This is a genomic window from Anaerolineae bacterium (assembly GCA_013178015.1).
Taxonomy (GTDB): Bacteria; Chloroflexota; Anaerolineae; order DRVO01; family DRVO01; genus Ch71.
This window is the reverse complement of the sequence record JABLXR010000009.1, coordinates 59,234-77,235: the sequence shown is the minus strand read 5'-3', so window position 1 is coordinate 77,235 and position 18,002 is coordinate 59,234. Positions and strand designations below refer to the sequence as shown.

Sequence of the window (18,002 nt, the reverse complement as noted above, 5' to 3'; positions counted from 1 at the left end):
ACCTACCGGGTCCAGGTGGACCTCAGGCCCGAGTTGGAGGATTGGCGCGGTCGAGCCCTGCTGCCGGACGTCGCCGCCCTCGGCATCCAGGGCGTGGAGAGCATCCGGGTATCGGACCTGTACTTTCTGGCCGGCGACCTCGACCTCGCTGCTGCCGAGCGCGTCTCCGCCGAGCTGCTGTGCGATCCCGTCATCGCCGCCTGCTCCGTGATCCCTGCGGAAGAGACCACCGGCGAGCCCCGGGTTGGAGACGCCTGGCAGGTAGAGGTCTGCCTGCTGCCGGGCGTCACCGATGCTGAGGCCGAAAGCCTGCTCATGGCTGCCGCCCGCATCGGCATCTCGGGCCTGAGCCGTGCCGCTACTGCCACCCGCTATGCGATATCGGGGGCAATCACGGAACCCCAGGTCCGAGCCCTGGTAGAGCGTCTCCTCTGCAACCCGGTCATCCAGCGCTACGCCCTAGGATCCATCCTTCCCGACCTGGACCCGGCGACGCGGGGAGCGGGCGATCGGGTGCAGTCGGTGCCCCTTGCCGGGCTGGGGGACGACGAGCTCCTGGCCCTGAGCCGGGATCGAGTGCTGTTCCTCAGCCTAGAAGAGATGCACGCGATCCGGGACTACTTCGATGCTGAGGGCCGCGCTCCCACCGATGTCGAGCTAGAGACTCTGGCCCAGACCTGGTCCGAGCACTGCGGACACAAGACTTTCCGGGCCATCATAGACTACGAGGAGGTGACGGCAGAGGGGCGCAAGAGCGAGCGCATCGAGAGCCTGCTACAGACATACCTCGCCTCGGCCACGCGCAGGATTGCCAAGCCCTGGGTGCGGTCGGCCTTCATCGACAACGCTGGCATCGTGGACTTCGATCAGGATAACGAGGTCTCGTTCAAAGTCGAGACTCACAACCACCCCTCGGCCCTGGAGCCTTTCGGCGGAGCTAACACCGGCGTGGGCGGCGTGGTCCGCGACGTCATCGGGGTATCTGCCCGGCCCATCGCCAACACCGACGTTCTCTGCTTCGGGTATCAGGACCGGGCCTTCGAGGACCTGCCCGAAGGAGTCCTGCATCCTAGGCGCATCTTCAGCGGGGTAGTGGCCGGCATCGAGGACTACGGCAACAAGATGGGCATCCCCACCGTCAATGGCGCCATCCTGTTCGACGATGGCTATCTAGCCAACCCCCTGGTGTACTGCGGCTGCGTCGGCATCGCCCCCAAAGGGCTTCACCCTAGGCGGGTGGTGCCGGGTGACGCAGTCGTGATGATGGGGGGACGCATCGGCCGGGATGGGCTGCACGGCGCCACCTTCTCCTCCGCCGAGTTGGCTCACGACACGGGAGAGACAGTCGGGTCGGTGGTGCAGATCGGCAACCCGATCACCGAGAAGAAGATGCTCGAGGCCATCATGCAGGCCCGCGACCGGCGGCTTTACCACGCCATTACAGACTGCGGCGCCGGCGGTCTTTCCTCCGCTGTGGGGGAAATGGGCGAAGAGACGGGCGTGTCGGTGGAGCTAGCTCACGCCCCCCTCAAGTACCCGGGGCTGGACCCGTGGGAGATCTGGCTTTCCGAGGCTCAGGAGCGCATGGTCCTGGCTGTGCCCCCGGAGAACATCCCCGCCCTCGAGGCCATCTGCAGGCAACTGGACGTGGAGATGACCGTAATCGGCCACTTCACCGACGACCGGCGGCTGCGAGTTCATTATCGGGGTAAGGTAGTGGCGGACCTGGATATGGGCTTCCTCCACGATGGTCTGCCCCGTCGGCACCTGCGGGGCGTGTGGCAGCAGCCCATCGTCCGCGGCGATCCTCCCACCGCTCCCAGCGATCTGAATGGCGTGCTGCTGCAACTCCTGCGCTGCCCCAACATCGCCTCCAAAGAAGGGGCCATCCGTCGCTACGACCACGAGGTCCAGGCGGCCACCGTTCTGAAGCCCCTCGTGGGTGTGCTCGACGGGCCGTCCGACGCCACCGTGCTGCGCCCCACCTACGCCAGCGATTGCTGGAAGGGAATCGCCTTAGGCTGCGGCATCAACCCCCGTTACAGTGCCCTCGACCCGTACGCCATGGCGGTGTCGGTCATTGACGAGGCGATCCGGAACGTGGTGTGTGTGGGCGCTGACCCGGATCAGATCGCCCTCTTGGACAACTTCTGCTGGGGCAACCCTAACCTGCCCGACCGCCTCGGCGATCTCGTCCGGGCAGCCAAGGGCTGCTACGATGGTGCCCTGGCCTTTGGCGCCCCTTTCATCTCCGGCAAGGACAGCCTCAACAACGAGTACACCGACGGAACCACCGGCCGACGCATCTCCATACCCCCCACTTTGCTCATCTCCTCCCTTGGGATCGTGCCGGACGTGCGAAGGGCCGTCACCATGGACCTGAAGCAGCCCGGCAACCGCTTGTACCTCCTGGGCCGCACCCGCAATGAGCTGGGCGGCTCTCACTATGGTCTGGTGCTGGGCCAGGACTGGGGTGGGCCACCGCAGGCGGCTCCCCAGGGGCTGGAGTTGGCCCGTGCTCTACACCGCTGCCTGCGGATGGGGCTGGTCCGCTCCTGCCACGACTGTGCCGAGGGTGGTCTGGCGGTGGCGGCAGCTGAGATGTGCATTGCCGGAAACCTGGGCCTCGAGTTAGAATTGAAGGGTATAGCGTTGGACGATGACGTCAAGCGAACAGACCTCGCCCTCTTCGCCGAGAGCAACTCGCGCTACCTGGTAGAGGTGGCACCGGAGGCTTCCTTGGCCTTCGAGGCGCAGTTGGCAGACTTGCCCTTCGCTCTCGTAGGCACCGTGACTGCCCGCCCCTTCCTGACAGTCACAGGCCTGGCCGGGGAGCTTGCCCTGGAAGCCTCCGTCGCTGATCTTTTGCGTGCCTGGTCGGATCAGTCATATGTCAACCCAGCACCGATCGGCCCTTGAGCATGCCGTACGCCTCGCCCTGGCCGAGGACATCGGCCCGGGGGACTACACCAGCATCTGGACTCTGCCCGCGAGTAGCCGTTCGCGGGCCGTCTTTGTGGCCAAGGAAGAGGGAGTAGTCGCGGGCCTTGAGGCAGCCGAGATGGTCTTCGCCCTCACCGATCCTGACTGCCGCTGCGCTTTCTGGGTCAACGATGGCAACCGCGTTTCGGCGGGGCAGGAGTTCGGAGAGGTGGACGGGCCGACGCGGGCGGTGCTGGCCGCCGAGCGGACGGCACTGAATTTCCTCCAGCGCGCTTCCGGCATCGCCACGGCCACTCGCGCCTATGTGGATGCCGTCCGGGGCACGGGTGCCGTCATTCTGGACACGCGCAAGACGGCCCCTGGCTTGCGGCATCTAGACAAGGCGGCCGTGGTCGCCGGTGGCGGGCGGAACCATCGGTTCGGCCTCTTCGACATGGTACTGATCAAGGACAACCATATCGCCGCTGCCGGAGGGGTGACCGCGGCCGTGCAGGCAGTCAATGAGCACAATACCCTGGGACTGCCCGTCGAGGTGGAGGTCACCACTCTCGAGCAGTTGCAGGAGGCCCTGAGCCTCGGCGTGGATCGGATACTGCTGGACAACATGCCGGTGCCTATCATGGAACAGGCGGTGCGGCTGGCCGGTGGCCGCGTCCCGCTCGAGGCATCCGGCGGTGTGACTCTGGAAAGCGTGGCCGCGATCGCAGCCACCGGCGTGGATTTCATCTCGGTGGGCGCCTTGACTCATTCGGTGAAGGCGCTCGATATTAGCCTGGACATAGTGGAGAGCAGCCCATCTCCGTCCTGAGCCTAGAGCCGATGGTGGGCAGTGGACGACCGGCGAACAGGCTCGGGTGCCCTATGGCTACGTGGCAGAGTTGTTGACAAGAACTGCGCCGTTGGCCAGCGTCCTGACCACTGGACACCGTACACCGCACGTCATGGGAGCGCGTTGGCGCGCTGCGGCCGTGCTTCTGGCCGAGCCACTGAGTTACCGAGGAATAGACAGATGTCAGTGCACACAGTGCGTCCGCTAGACACACCGCGCGAATACCGCGCGCTGGACGTCGAGGAGGTGCGCGGCCGCGCCTGGACCGCCCGTCGAGCCCTGGGGCCCAGCGCGGTTGTGTTGGCGCACCACTATCAGACCGATGAGATAATGGAGTTCGCGGACTTCCGGGGCGACTCGCTGGAGCTCTCCCGCATTGCCGCCGGCCACGACGCCCCCTACATCGTATTCTGTGGGGTGGACTTCATGGCGGAGAGCGCCGCCATCCTCTGCAGCCCCGATCAGACAGTCATCCTGCCGGCTGGCGATGCCCCCTGTCCCATGGCGGGCATGGCCGACCTCGGAGGCCTTGAGTTCGCCTGGAATCGCCTTGAGGACATCTGGGGCAAGGGCAGCTTGGTCCCTCTGGTGTACCAGAACTCCAGCGCAGCTGTGAAGGCCTTCTGCGGCCGCAATGGAGGTGCCGTCTGCACCTCGTCCAACGCTCAGGCCGCCATCCGCTGGGGCCTAAGCGAAGGGCGCCGGGTGCTATTCGCCCCTGACCGATACCTGGCCACCAACTCAGGGCTGGCCCTAGGCTACTCTCAAGACCAGATCGCTATCTGGAACCGCTCCGACGACGTCTTGGAGGCAGAGGACCCCGACCGTGTCGTCCTGGTGGCCTGGGATGGTTATTGCAGCGTCCACCGTCGGTTCCAGGTGGAGGACGTGGAGCGGGTGAGAAGGGACCACCCGGGGGTGCAGGTGGTGGTGCACCCGGAATGCACCCCTGAAGTGGTGCAGGCATCGGACGCCGCCGGCTCCACCGCCTACATAGTGCGCTACGTGGAGGAGGCAGAGCCCGGTGCCGTCATCGCCGTGGGCACCGAGCTGCACCTTGTCCTCCGACTGGACAAAGAGCACCCCGACAGGACGGTGCTCCCCCTGCGACGGTCGGGCTGCGTGGCCATGGCCCGCACCGACATATACAACCTCTGCTTCTCGCTGGAACACCTGGCCGTCGGCGATCCGGTGAACGTGACTACGGTCCCACCCAACGTAGCTGCTGATGCCAGGCGAGCGCTGGAGCGGATGCTGGAGATGCGGTGAGCGCCCGTAGCGACCAACTCATCACCGACGTTCTCATAATCGGCAGCGGTATCGCCGGCGGTAGCGCCGCCCTGCGTTTGGCCGAGATGGGGGGAGCGAAGGTCACGATCGTTTCTGCCGCCAGCGACCCCCGTGAAGCCAACACTTACTACGCCCAGGGCGGCATCATAGGGCGCGGGCCGGCCGACTCCGCTGGGCTGCTGGCCGAGGACCTCTACCGGGCAGGCGCCGGCATCAACAATCCAGAAGCGGTGGAGCTCCTGATACACGAGGGCCCCCGACTGGTGGAGCAGTTCCTGCATCAGAAGCTGGGAGTGCCTTTCGACACCGGTCCCGACAACGGCCTGGAGTATCTTCGCGAGGCCGCCCATTCGACCGAGCGCATCCTCCACGTGGAGGACTCCACCGGCCGCGCCATCGAGGAGAAGCTCGTAGACGCCCTCTCCTCGCAGCCCAACATCACCCTCCTGTCCGAGCACACGGCGGTGGACCTGCTCACCCTGTCTCACCACTCGCTCAACCCTCTCCATGCCTACCAGCCGCTGACCTGTGTCGGCGCCTACGTGTTCGACCAGCGGCGGGGAGAGATCATCACCATCCTGGCTAAGAAGACCATCCTAGCCACTGGCGGCGTGGGCCAGATCTACCTTCACACCACCAATCCGCCCATCGCTCGGGGCGACGGCGTGGCGATGGCGGCTCGGGCTGGGGCTCGCATCCTCCATGCCCAGTTCATCCAGTTCCACCCTACTGCCTTCTACTACCAGGGCAAAGCCCAGTTCCTGGTCTCCGAGACGGTCCGAGGCGCCGGGGCTCGCCTGGTAAACCAGAAGGGCGAGGCCTTCATGGAGCGGTACGCTCCCGAGTGGAAGGACCTCGCCCCGCGCGACGTGGTGGCCCGCAGCATCCACTACGAGATGCTGGCCACCGGTGCCTCGCACGTGTACCTGGACCTCAGGTCGCACCTGTCGGCAGATCAGATCCGGGCCCGGTTTCCGTACATCTATGAGAATGCCCTCCAGTACGGCGTGGACATCACCCAAGAGCTCATACCGGTCGTCCCTGCCGCTCACTACTTCATCGGCGGCGTCTGGGTGGACTCGGAAGGCCGGAGCAGCATCCGCAACCTCTACGCCGCCGGCGAGGTCTCCTGCACCGGGGTGCATGGCGCCAACCGCCTTGGCAGCGCCTCGCTGCTCGAGGGGCTGGTCTGGGGGCATCGCGCTGCCGAAGATGCCCTGCGCAGCCTCGACGGCTTACCGGTACAGCCCGAAGACATACCCCCCTGGGAGGATCCTGGGCTGGTGGAACGGGTGGACCCGGCTCTCATCGCCCAAGACCTGACCACCATCAAGTACATCATGTGGAACTATGTGGGGTTGGTACGCAGCCAGAGGCGGCTGGAGCGGGCCATGGACGATCTGACCCAGCTCCGCTCCGAGATCAGCCGCTTCTACCGACGCGCCCGTCTGAGTGACAGCCTCATTGGGCTGCGCAACAGCGTCGAGACAGCGATCCTGGTGGCTTCCGCCGCCTGGGAAGACCGCCGCAGCGTCGGCGCCCATTACCGCGAGGACTGACCATGAAGCCTCGCGTGCTCATTCTGGTGGCCTCCGGCACCAATCGCGACCGCGATGCCGTCGTGGCCTGCCGTGAAGCCGGAGGGGAACCCGAGGTGGTGCACATCAATCAGCTTCGCCAGGGCGAGCGACGCCTGGGCGACTACCAGATGCTGCTGCTCCCGGGTGGCTTCTCTTACGGCGACGACCTGGGCGCCGGGCGTGTCCTAGCCACCGACCTGCTCTATTCCCTGGGAGGACGCGTGCTTGGGGCTGGGCTAAGCCAAGAGCTGGGCGAGGGCTTGAGCTCCTTCGCCCAGTCGGGCAGACCCATCTTGGGCATCTGCAACGGGTTCCAGGCTCTGGTGAAAGCCGGGCTGCTTCCAGGGCCGGCCGGACGACAACTCGCCACCCTGGCCACCAACGCCTCCAACCGATTCGAGTGCCGCTGGGTCTACCTCCGACCCAACCCGGCTAGTCCCTGCATCTTTACCCAGGGCCTCGAGGCATTGGTGTACTGCCCGGTCGCCCACGGGGAGGGACGTTTCATCCCTCTCGACGAGGAAGTGCGTCACCGGTTGCATCGGGAGGGTTTGGTCGCGCTCACCTACAGCAACGAGCGGGGCGAGCCGGTGGGCTACCCCGGTAACCCCAACGGCTCTGTGGATGGGATCGCCGGGATCTGCAACTCGCGGGGCAACGTATTCGGGCTCATGCCTCATCCGGAAGACCATGTATTTGGGCAACAGCACCCACGCTGGACTCGCGGGGAGGCTGGCGGCAGTGGCTTGCCTCTCTTCGTCAATGGCATCCGCTACGCCGCGCAGTTCTAGGCGGATGGCGGATAGTGGCTAGTGGGCAGCTGGCAGCGGGCACGAAGGCACTGAAGTCCCATGGCACCGCTGCAGAGCTACAGGGACCTAATGGGCTGGCAGGAATCCATGGCTGCAGCCGCGACGATCCATCGCCTCCTCTCCGAGCTGCCCAGAGAAGAGACCTACGGTCTGCGGGCGCAGTTGGCCCGAGCAGCGGTGTCGCTCCCGGCCAACATCGCCGAGGGCCAGGCACGACACGGGACACGGGAATGCCTGCACTTTCCGGGCGATGCCCGTGGTTCTCTCGCCGAACTGGAGGCGCTCACGATGCTGCGCCTGAGCTTCGGCTTCCCCTCGGAGGGAGCCGCTCAATGCGCGCTGAACCACTGCGAAGAGGTCAGCCAACTGCTGATAGGACTGGCCAGAGCGTTACGTCGCTGACCAGCCCGCTGTCCGCTGTCTACTATTCACCATTCACCAAGGGGCAAGCATAGGTGCAGAGCTTCACCCACGAGACCTACCTCTCCCCTTTCACCTGGCGCTACGGCAGCCCGGAGATGCGCGCGCTGTGGTCCGAGGCCAACAAACGGCGCCTGTGGCGGCGCGTGTGGGTGGCTTTGGCCTCGGCCCAGGCCCGGGCTGGCTTGGTATCGCCGGAGGAACTAGAGGACATACGCCGGCATCAGGACGACATAGACATCGAGCGGGCCGAGAGCATCGAACGAGAGATCCGGCACGACCTCATGGCCGAGATCCGCGTGTACGCAGAGCAGTGCCCGGTGGGTGGCGGGAAGATCCACCTGGGCGCCACTAGCATGGACATCGAGGACAATGCCGATGTCTTGCGCCTGAAGCAGGCCCTCGACCTCATCCGCCACCGTCTAGCAACCGTGCTGCATCGGCTTGTGGCCTGCATCCGAGACCAGGCGGGCTCCGTCTGCATGGGCTTCACCCACATCCAGCCGGCGGAGCCTACCACCGTCGGCTATCGGCTCAGTCAGTACGCCCAAGACTTCCTCACTGACCTCCAGGCGCTCGACGGGCTCCTGGCCCGACTGCGGGGCAAGGGTTTGAAGGGCGCCGTGGGCACGGCCGCCTCCTACCGCCGCTTGCTGGAAGGCACGGGCATCACTGCCGATCAGCTGGAGGCCTGGGTCATGGAGGACCTGGGTTTGGCATCCTATCCCGTGGCCAGCCAAGTGTACCCCCGCAAGCAGGACCTGGCGGTGGTGGAGGTGCTGTCGGGCATCTGCTGTTCCGCTCACAAGTTCGCCTTCGACCTGCGGCTTCTGCAGTCTCCCCCGGTGGGCGAGTGGAGCGAGCCTTTCGGCCGGCATCAGGTGGGATCGTCAGCCATGCCCTTTAAGCGCAACCCGGTCTCCTCCGAGACGGTGTGTAGCCTGGCTCGCTACGTCTCCAGCCTTCCAGCTGTGCTTTGGGACGACGCCGCTAACTGCTTGCTGGAGCGTACGCTGGACGACTCTGCCAACCGCCGCGTCACCCTGCCCAATGCCTTCCTAGCCACCGATCACGTGCTCAGTCTGGTGGCGCGCCTCGTTCAAGGCCTGGTCATCCGACCGGAGGCCATCCGGCGCAACCTGGACATATACGGGCCCTTTGCCGCCACCGAAGTGGTCCTGATGGAAGCCGTTCGCGCGGGCGCTGATCGGCAGCAGATGCACGAGGTCATCCGGGAGCACGCCATGGCTACCTGGGCTGAGATTCAAGAGGGAGGCCCCAACCGCCTGGGAGGCCGCCTGGCGGAAGACGAGCGCCTGACCCGCTACCTTGCCCCGGAGCGGGTGCTTTCGCTCATGGAATCCACCGATCACGTAGGTGAGGCAGAACGCTGGGCGCTTGGCCTGGCCGATGCAGTCGAACGCTACTTGGACCAGGGAGGCCGAAAACCATGATCCCGACCCGCGAGACAATCCTGGATGTGCAGCCCCACGCCCTGCGGGCTATGGACTTGCCCGAGCTGGGGCCAGTGCAGCGCGGCAAGGTGCGCGACAGCTACGTCGTGGGCGACCGGCGGGTGCTCATCACCACGGACCGCCTCTCGGCTTTCGACCGGGTGCTCGGCGTGGTGCCGTACAAGGGTCAGGTGCTTAACCAGCTCAGCCGCTTCTGGTTCGAAGCCCTGGAGGACGTTGTGCCCAGCCACATGCTGGACACTCCCGACCCCAACGTGATGCTCGCCCGGGAGAGCAAGCCCTTCCCGGTGGAAGTGGTAGTGCGCGGCTACATTACCGGGGTCACCACCACCTCGCTCTGGTACAGCTACGAGCGGGGCCAGCGGGAGATGTACGGCATCCGACTGCCGGAGGGCTTGAGGAAGAACCAGGCCCTTCCCGAGCCTGTCATCACCCCCACCACCCGCGCCACCGGTCCGGGCGGTCACGACGAGCGCATCACCCCAGCCGAGATCGTCGAGCGCGGCCTCGTGTCCGAAGACGACTGGAGAGCTATCGTGGAGAGCGCCCTCCGCCTCTTCGCTCGCGGACAGGAAATCTGCCAGCAAGCTGGTATAATACTGGTAGATACCAAGTACGAGTTTGGCCGGGTGGGTGGGCAGATTGTGGTCATAGACGAGGTCCACACACCTGACTCGTCTCGGTTCTGGAAGGCCGAGAGCTACCAGGAGCGAGTGGACCAAGAGCTAGAGCCCGAGAACCTGGACAAAGAGTTTGTGCGCCTTTGGTACTCAGAACAGGGATACCGGGGAGAAGGTGATCCTCCCCCGATGGGGGATGATCTGGTGGTAGCCGCCGCCCAGCGGTACGTACAGGTTTATGAGGCCATCACAGGAGCGGCCTTCGAACCCGCTCGATACCCCGCTGAGGACAGGATCAGGGACTCGCTGCGCAGGGCGGGCATCTTGAGCGCCTGACCTGTCACCCACCCAGAACAATTAGAGGCAAGGATCAGTGCCGAGCAGAGCCATCATCATCATGGGATCAGCGTCGGATAGAGACCACGCTGAGAGAATCCGGGCCCCCCTTGTGTCCTGGGGCGTAGAGGTGGAGATGAGAGTCGCCTCCGCTCACAAGAGCGTCCGCCACCTGCTGGAGGTGCTGGCCCGCTACGAAGAGCAGGGCGGCAACAGGGTATACATCACCGTGGCCGGGCGCTCGAACGCCCTCGGTGGCCTGGTTGACGCCTCGGTGTCGGCTCCGGTCATCACCTGCCCACCCGTGTCGGACTCCTTCGGTGGGGCGGACATATACTCCTCTCTGCGGATGCCAGGCGGGGTCGCGCCGCTGGTGGTATTGGAGCCGGGCAATGCCGCCCTGGCCGCAGCCAAGATATTGGGATTGGGCCAGGCGTCACTGGCCGAGACAGTGCGGAAGGAACAGCGTGAGAACGAGAATCGAATCATTGAGGACGACAGGCGGTTGCGCGGGTCGTAGCCGGAGCCGCGCCGTCCTCCAGGCAGGAATGCGATGAATCTTGACAGGCCCCGTGAGAGCTGCGGCGTGTTTGGCGCCTTCGTGCCGGGCACCGATGTGGCTCGCACCGTGTTCTTCGGGCTGAGCGCTCTGCAGCATCGCGGCCAGGAGAGTGCCGGCATAGCTGTGTCGGATGGGCGCTCAGTGCGCATACATAAGGCGATGGGCCTGGTGTTGCAGGTGTTCAATGAGGACAACCTACGGCCTCTCACCGGGCACATCGGCATCGGCCACAACCGGTACAGCACCAAGGGCTCCTCGCGCCTGGTGAACGCCCAGCCGTTCGTTCTCGAGTCCTTTCTGGGGCCGCTGGCGGTGGCCCACAACGGCAACCTGGTCAACACGGGCACCTTGCGGCGCGAACTGCTGCAGAAGGGCGTCGGCCTCACCACCTCCTGCGACAGCGAGGTCATCACCCAGATGATCGCCGGAGGGGCAGGCGACAACTGGACCGACCGCCTGCGCTCCTTCATGGCCCGAGCGGAAGGCGCCTACTCCCTGACCATCCTCACCCGCGATGCCCTCTACGGCGTGCGCGATCCGCATGGCTTCCGTCCCCTGTGCCTGGGCCGGGTGCCAGACGGCTGGGTCATCGCCTCCGAATCCTGCGCCCTCGCCACGGTGGGCGCCGAGTTCATTCGGGAGATAGACCCCGGGGAGATAGTGCGCGTGGACCAGAACGGGGTCGCCAGCGTCCGTGGGCGCCAGCCAGAGCAGCCATCGCTCTGCATCTTCGAGTTCATCTACTTTGCCCGGCCGGATAGCGTCCTCAATGGCAGGCTGCTGCACACGGTGCGCCAGCAACTGGGGGCCGAACTGGCACGTGAGCATCCCGTGGACGCTGACGTCGTCATCGGCGTGCCCGACTCGGCCACCGCCGCCGCCATCGGTTACGCCCACGCCAGCGGCATACCGTTCAACGAAGGGCTCACGAAGAACCGGTACATCGGGCGCACCTTCATTCAGCCCGACGACCGACTCCGGCGGGTGGGCATTGCCCTGAAAATGAACCCTTTGCCGGACAACCTCAGGGGCAAGAAGGTGGTTGTGGTGGACGACAGCATCGTCCGGGGTAGCACTACCGGGCGCATCGTGGACTTGTTGCGCGACGGCGGGGCCCAGGAGGTGCACGTACGCATCTCCTCTGCCCCTCTTCGTCACCCCTGCTTCATGGGGGTGGACATGGCCACGTATGAGGAGTTGATTGCGGCCCAGAGGTCGGTGGAGGACATCCGCAAGCACATTCACGCCGATAGCTTGGCCTATCTGTCCGTCGAGGGGATGATCGCCGCCACCGGACAGCCGCACGGCCCCTTCTGTCGTGCCTGCTTCACCGGGTCCTACCCCGTGGAGCTCGAGCCGGAGCAGAACAAGATGGCATACGAGGCGCTTCAATGAGAGTCCTGGTGGTGGGCTCAGGTGGACGAGAGCACGCCTTGGCCTGGAAGCTGGCGCAGTCTCCCTCGGTGAGCGAACTGCTTATCGCTCCCGGCAACCCTGGTACGGCCTCGCTAGGTGAGAACGTCCAGGTGCAGCCCAACGACGTGCAAGGGCTGGTCCGCTTGGCCCGCGAGCGCCAGGTGGACCTCACCGTGATCGGCCCGGAGGCGCCTCTGGCGGCGGGGCTGGCCGATGCGCTCACCGAGGCTGGCCTCGCCGCCTTCGGGCCTTCGCGTGCAGCCGCCGCCATCGAGACGTCCAAGGTCTTCGCCAAGGAGTTCATGGCCCGGCACGGGATACCCACCGCCAGCTTTCGCGCTTTCAGCGACTACGAGCAAGCACGCGCTTACGTTCGCTCCCTCCCATCTCCGCCGGTGATCAAAGCGGACGGACTGGCTGCAGGGAAGGGCGTCATCGTGTGCGACAGCATGGACGAGGCCCAACAGGCCTTGCGCGCCACCATGGTGGAACAGGAGTTCGGAGAGGCCGGGCGGCGGGTGGTAGTGGAGGAGCGCCTCTGCGGGCAGGAAGTATCCCTCCTTGCCTTCACCGACGGGGAGCGCGTCGCGGCCATGCTCCCGGCCCAGGACCACAAGCCCATCTATGACGGGGACAAGGGCCCCAACACCGGCGGCATGGGCGCCTTCGCCCCGGCGGGTATCCTCACTTCCGAGCTTCAGGCGGAAGCAGTGCAGAGGGCCATCGAGCCGGCGGTGGCCGGCCTCCAAGCCGAGGGCCGGCCCTATCGCGGAGTCCTGTACGCCGGGCTCATACTGACCGACGACGGCCTCAAGGTGCTGGAATTCAACTGCCGGTTCGGCGATCCCGAGGCCCAGGCACTGCTGCCCCTGCTCGATGCCGACCTGGCAGAGCTGTGCCTGCAGTCGGCCCGGGGCCATCTGGATTCGACGGCCGTATCCTGGCACGCGGGCGCCTGCGTGTGCGTAGTGATGGCGTCAGGCGGGTACCCGGGCCCGTACGAGACGGGGTACCCCATTGATGGCATCGAAGAAGCCGAGCGCCGGGGTTGTCTAGTCTTCCATGCCGGCACCCGCATCCGCGACGGTCGCCTGGTAACCGCGGGGGGACGCGTTCTAGGCGTCACGGCCACGGGGCCCGACCTCAGTGCTGCCATCACCACTGCCTACGAAGGGGTGGAGGCCATCTGCTTCCCGGGTGCCTACTACCGCACCGACATCGGGGCTAAGGGCCTGGCTTACACGCCGAGGCCAGAGTGTGATTGACACGTGACGCGTGAAGAGTGATACGTGATGCGTGAAGAGTGATACGTGATGCGTGATGCGTGCGACACCACGTATCGTATGTCGCCTATGACGGGTCATGTGTCGCTTGTCACGTATCAGAGGGAGACACACATGGACAGCCGCCAGGAGAGCGCCTACAGCCGCGCGGGCGTGGACATTGACACCAAGATGAAGGCGCTGGAGTTGATGACCGCGTCAGTGCGCTCCACCTACGGCCCGGAGGTACTGGCCGGCATGGGGCAGTTCGGGGGCCTGTACTCGGCCGCTGCCCTCACCCGGATGCAGCACCCAGTGCTGGTCGCCTCCACCGACAGCGTGGGCACCAAGACCATGCTCGCCGCTCGGGCGGGCCGCTACGAGGGACTGGGCGAGGACATCGTCAATCACTCCCTGAATGACATCCTGGTGCAGGGGGCCGAGCCCCTCTTCTTCCTCGATTACCTAGCTGCCCCCAAGCTGGACCCCCAGGTGATTGCCGCGCTTGTCTCCGGCATGGCAATGGCCTGCCGAGTCGCGGGCTGCGCCCTCATCGGCGGGGAGACAGCCGAGCTGCCCGGCGTCTACCAGGAGGGGCAGTTCGACGTAGTGGGGGCCATCGTGGGGCTGGTGGAAAGGGACGATATCATTGACGGCCAGTCCGTCGTGCCCGGGGATCAGCTCATCGGCCTGCCCTCGTCCGGGCCCCACACCAATGGCTACACCCTCATCCGCAGCGTCTTCGCTGACTACGACCTGGATCACGTATTCCCGGAATTGGGCCTCCCCCTGGCGGATGCCCTTCTTGCCCCTCACCGCTCTTACCTGCCCGAGGTCCGGCGCCTCCGCCGGGGCGTCCACGTCAAGGCCCTGGCTCACATCACCGGCGGAGGGTTCTACGACAACATTCCCCGCGTGCTGCCTCCCGGCGTGTGTGCTGTAGTGCGCAAGGGCTCCTGGGGCGTCCCGCCTCTCTTTGGCCTCATACAGAGGTTAGGTCAAGTGGAGGAGCGGGAGATGTATCGCGTCTTCAACATGGGCGTGGGCATGGTAGCCGTGGTCGCCGCCGACGAACTGCGCCGGGCCATGTCGCTGGCCGGCCCGGGGGCGGCTCACATCGGAGAGATCAAAGCCCGGGAGAAGGATCAGGTTGAGCTCATCTAGGTATCCAGTCGCAGGAGGCCACCCCCAATGACCGTCGCTTCGCGCCCGGCCCGCATCGCCGTCCTGGTCAGTGGCTATGGCTCCAATCTCCAGGCCATCATTGATGCCGTCCGCGACGGGCGCATACCTGATGCGGAGGTATGCCTGGTCGTCTCCAACCGCAGGGATGCTTACGCCATGGAGCGGGCCCGCGCCGCCGGCATACCGGTGGAGTACTTCCCCTTGAAGCCCTATCGCGAGGCCGGGAAGTCCCGCGAGGAGTACGACGCCGACCTGGCCCGGCTAGTGCAGTCCTACAAGCCCGATTGGCTTGTCCTGGCCGGCTGGATGCACGTGCTGAGCATGGAGTTCCTCCGCCACTTCCCTAATCGGGTCATCAACTTGCACCCCGCCCTGCCTGGGCAGTTCCCCGGAACGCATGCCATCCAGCGCGCTCACGAAGCCTTCCGCCAAGGTAGGATCGCCCACACCGGGCTCATGGTGCACCTGGTGCCCGATGAGGACGTGGATGCCGGTCCCGTGATCCTGGAGCGTCGCATCCCCATCCAGCCTGAAGATACCCTGCAGGACCTGGAAGAGCGGGTGCACCGCGCTGAGCACGAGGCACTGGTGGAGGCCCTGCGCCGCCTGGTGACGGGCGAGGTGACCGTCTCGGGGTGACCGGGCCGCGGCCCGCCAGCCATCTCACTTGGTCGCCAGCATACCCTATCGAGGAGAGAGAACGCGTCCCATGAAGGTCAAGAGAGCCCTGTTGAGTGTCTATGACAAGGCCGGCCTGGTTGAGCTGGGCCAGGCCCTGTCGGACCTGGGCGTGGAATTGATTGGCAGCGGCGGCACCGCGCGCGCTCTGCGCCAGGCCGGCCTGACGGTCCTGGAGGTAAGCGACCTGACCGGATTCCCTGAGGTGCTGGGAGGCAGGGTAAAGACCCTGCACCCCGTGATACACGCCGGCCTGCTGGCGCGCCCGACGCCTGAGCATATGGAGGAGCTACGCCAGCTGGGGATCAAGCCCATAGACCTGGTTGTGGTCAACCTGTATCCCTTCGCTCAGACCATCGCCACACCCGGGGCTTCGCTGGACGACATCGTGGAGCAGATAGACATAGGTGGCGTAGCTCTGCTGCGAGCCGCCGCCAAGAACTTTGCCCGGGTGGCCGTGCTGGTGGACCCCAGGGACTACGGGATGGTGTTGGATGAGCTGCGGCAGCGGGGCGAGGTGAGCGAACGGATCCGCCGTCGGCTGGCCCAGAAGGCCTTCACTCACACCGCCAGCTACGACACTGTCATCTCGCGCCATCTCTATGATGCCGGATTCGCGGGCAGCGGCTTCCCTGAGGCGATCTCTTTTGCCTTCGAGAAGGTGCAGGACTTGCGCTATGGCGAAAACCCGCACCAGAAGGCGGCCTTGTATCGGGAGAGTGGCGCTCGCTGTGGCCTGCCTCAGGCACAGGTCGTTCAGGGGAAGCCACTCTCTTACAACAACATCATAGACGCAGCGGCCGCCCTGGCCGTCACCCAGGAGTTCCAGGAGTCGGCGGTGTCCGTCATTAAGCACAACAACCCCTGCGGGGCGGCGGTGGCCGCGGATCCGGTGACCGCCCTTAAGCAGGCTCTGGCCAGCGACCCCGTCTCCGCCTTCGGCAGCGTAATCTCCGTGAACCGCCCAGTGGCGGCCGACTTCGTGGAGGCCCTGGATGATCTCTTCGTGGAGGTGTTGCTGGCCCCCGGCTACAGCCAGGAGGCTCTGGGGCGCCTGGCCAGGAGGGCCGACCTGCGGGTGCTCGTCGTGCCCGAAGTGGCGACCAGGCCGGCCTGCGACTTGCGCAAGATCGTTGGCGGCGGGCTGGTGCAAACGCCGGATCACGGCGACGCGGCCGAACTAAAGGTGGTCACCCGGCGCCAGCCTACCGAAGAGGAGATGCGCTCCCTGCGGTTTGCCTGGAAGGTGGCCAAGCACGTAAAGTCTAGCGCCATCGTGCTCGCCCAGGGGATGGCCACGGTGGGCGTCGGCGCTGGGCAAATGAGTCCCATCGACTCCGTGTGGATAGCCGCTCGCAAGGCTGGCGAGAGGGCCAGAGGTGCCGCCATGGCCTCCGATGCCATGTTCCCCTTCGCCGACGGCATCGAGGTGGCAGCCGGGACGGGAGTGACCTCGGTGATCCAATCCGGCGGCTCAGTGCGGGACCAGGACGTGATCGCCGCGGCTGACAAGCACGGCCTGGCCATGGTCTTCACCGGCATGCGCCACCTTCTACATTAGCAGCTGGCGCCGCCGACGCAGGCGGGCGGCGAAACCCCGCGGAAGCCAACCTCTGGTTGACCACACCGCGGTTCGCTTGGCGCGAGCGCGGTACCAGCACGCGTGCAGTTGCAGCCGCACGCGCAAGATGCCGTTCTCAACCCTCGACTTCAGGAGCAAGCACTTTGATCTGGCACTACTGGTGGCTCATCCCTCTGGGATTCGTTGTTGCGGCCTATGGCACGCTGATCGGCGCTGGTGGCGGGTTTGTGCTAGTGCCAGCGCTCCTCCTCCTCTATCCCAATGAGAAGCCGGAGGTCGTCACCAGCATCTCTCTGGCCGTTGTCTTCTTCAACGCTCTGTCTGGCTCTGTGGCGTATGGCAGGATGCGACGCGTCCACTACCGCTCAGGCCTGCTGTTCTCGGCCGCCACAGTGCCTGGCGCGATCCTGGGAGCCCTCACTACCTCGTTCATCCCTCGCCAGGAGTTCAATCTCATCTTCGCAGTGGTACTGATCCTGGGGTCGGTCTTCCTGTTGTTACGGCCGAACGCCGAGCAGGAAGCTGCGGGCCCCTTGCCCAGGCGTCACCTGGCTTGCCACCTTGTGGAAGCAGACGGTACCAGCCACGCCTTCGGGTATGACCCCGTGGTCGGGGTCATGCTGAGCATGGTCGTGGGGTACGTTTCCAGCCTGCTGGGGATCGGCGGCGGCATCATCCATGTGCCCGCTCTGGTCTACTTGCTGCACTTCCCCACGCACATCGCCTGTGCCACTTCACACTTCATCCTAGCGATGACCGCTCTCGCGGGCACTGCCACCCACATCGCAACGGGCGCCTTCTCGGTTGGCATCCGGCGCACGATACTCCTCGCGGCAGGAGCACTCGTGGGGGCACAGGTCGGAGCGGCGCTCTCCAGGCGCGTGCACGGGACATGGATCATGCGCGGTCTCGCCATCGCCCTCCTGCTGGTCGGGGTAAGAATCCTCATCCTGGCAGGGTGATCGGCGCCAAGCACGTTCAGCCTTCGTACTGAGGCTCACTCGTCTCCGGG

The 18,002-nt window shown here is 65.6% G+C and carries 15 protein-coding genes; all 15 read left to right on the top strand.

All coding sequences use genetic code 11. The annotated features are described in order from the left end of the window. Positions 1-15: 15 nt before the first annotated feature. The 15 genes from purL to HPY83_04925 all read left to right on the top strand — a co-directional run bounded on the left by purL (position 16) and on the right by HPY83_04925 (position 17,952). Positions 16-2,919, top strand: a complete 2,904-nt coding sequence (gene purL / locus HPY83_04995) for a phosphoribosylformylglycinamidine synthase subunit PurL (protein NPV07306.1) — start codon at positions 16-18, stop codon at positions 2,917-2,919. Beyond that, positions 2,891-3,751, top strand: a complete 861-nt coding sequence (gene nadC, locus HPY83_04990) for a carboxylating nicotinate-nucleotide diphosphorylase (GenBank protein NPV07305.1) — start codon at positions 2,891-2,893, stop codon at positions 3,749-3,751. The genes purL and nadC overlap by 29 nt, the downstream gene beginning before the upstream one ends. Positions 3,752-3,952: 201 nt before the next feature. Further along, positions 3,953-5,041 (top strand): quinolinate synthase NadA, encoded by a 1,089-nt coding sequence (gene nadA / locus HPY83_04985; GenBank protein NPV07304.1) that lies wholly within the window; start codon positions 3,953-3,955, stop codon positions 5,039-5,041. A 20-nt stretch (positions 5,042-5,061) separates the two neighbouring features. Beyond that, positions 5,062-6,621 carry an L-aspartate oxidase gene (gene nadB / locus HPY83_04980; GenBank protein ID NPV07303.1) on the top strand — a complete coding sequence of 520 codons (1,560 nt, stop codon included), beginning with the start codon at positions 5,062-5,064 and terminating at the stop codon, positions 6,619-6,621. A 2-nt stretch (positions 6,622-6,623) separates the two neighbouring features. Further along, the gene (gene purQ / locus HPY83_04975) at positions 6,624-7,433 is read left to right on the top strand and encodes a phosphoribosylformylglycinamidine synthase I (GenBank protein NPV07302.1); all 810 of its coding nucleotides are present in this window, start codon (positions 6,624-6,626) and stop codon (positions 7,431-7,433) included. Between the two features lie 108 nt (positions 7,434-7,541). Beyond that, positions 7,542-7,856 carry a four helix bundle protein gene (locus HPY83_04970; protein ID NPV07301.1) on the top strand — a complete coding sequence of 105 codons (315 nt, stop codon included), beginning with the start codon at positions 7,542-7,544 and terminating at the stop codon, positions 7,854-7,856. 53 nt (positions 7,857-7,909) lie between these two features. Beyond that, positions 7,910-9,328, top strand: coding sequence for an adenylosuccinate lyase (locus HPY83_04965; protein NPV07300.1), 1,419 nt, complete (start codon positions 7,910-7,912; stop codon positions 9,326-9,328). After that, a complete protein-coding gene (locus tag HPY83_04960; protein NPV07299.1) occupies positions 9,325-10,305 on the top strand; it encodes a phosphoribosylaminoimidazolesuccinocarboxamide synthase in 981 nt (326 codons plus the stop codon). The genes HPY83_04965 and HPY83_04960 overlap by 4 nt, the downstream gene beginning before the upstream one ends. 61 nt (positions 10,306-10,366) lie before the next feature. Then, complete coding sequence (locus HPY83_04955; GenBank protein NPV07298.1) at positions 10,367-10,825, top strand: AIR carboxylase family protein; 459 nt, start codon at positions 10,367-10,369, stop codon at positions 10,823-10,825. A gap of 33 nt (positions 10,826-10,858) precedes the next feature. Beyond that, complete coding sequence (gene purF / locus HPY83_04950; protein NPV07297.1) at positions 10,859-12,262, top strand: amidophosphoribosyltransferase; 1,404 nt, start codon at positions 10,859-10,861, stop codon at positions 12,260-12,262. Further along, on the top strand, positions 12,259-13,548 hold the full coding sequence (purD, locus tag HPY83_04945) for a phosphoribosylamine--glycine ligase (GenBank protein NPV07296.1): 1,290 nt from the start codon (positions 12,259-12,261) through the stop codon (positions 13,546-13,548). Before purF ends, purD begins: the two co-directional genes overlap by 4 nt. A gap of 78 nt (positions 13,549-13,626) precedes the next feature. Then, positions 13,627-14,709, top strand: a complete 1,083-nt coding sequence (locus tag HPY83_04940) for a phosphoribosylformylglycinamidine cyclo-ligase (protein ID NPV07295.1) — start codon at positions 13,627-13,629, stop codon at positions 14,707-14,709. Positions 14,710-14,736: 27 nt separating this feature from the next. Beyond that, positions 14,737-15,369 (top strand): phosphoribosylglycinamide formyltransferase, encoded by a 633-nt coding sequence (gene purN, locus HPY83_04935; protein ID NPV07294.1) that lies wholly within the window; start codon positions 14,737-14,739, stop codon positions 15,367-15,369. Between the two features lie 70 nt (positions 15,370-15,439). Beyond that, positions 15,440-16,969: a bifunctional phosphoribosylaminoimidazolecarboxamide formyltransferase/IMP cyclohydrolase gene (purH, locus tag HPY83_04930; GenBank protein NPV07293.1), complete on the top strand. Its 1,530-nt coding sequence runs from the start codon at positions 15,440-15,442 to the stop codon at positions 16,967-16,969. A gap of 167 nt (positions 16,970-17,136) precedes the next feature. After that, on the top strand, positions 17,137-17,952 hold the full coding sequence (locus HPY83_04925; GenBank protein ID NPV07292.1) for a sulfite exporter TauE/SafE family protein: 816 nt from the start codon (positions 17,137-17,139) through the stop codon (positions 17,950-17,952). The last annotated feature ends 50 nt before the right edge of the window (positions 17,953-18,002 follow it).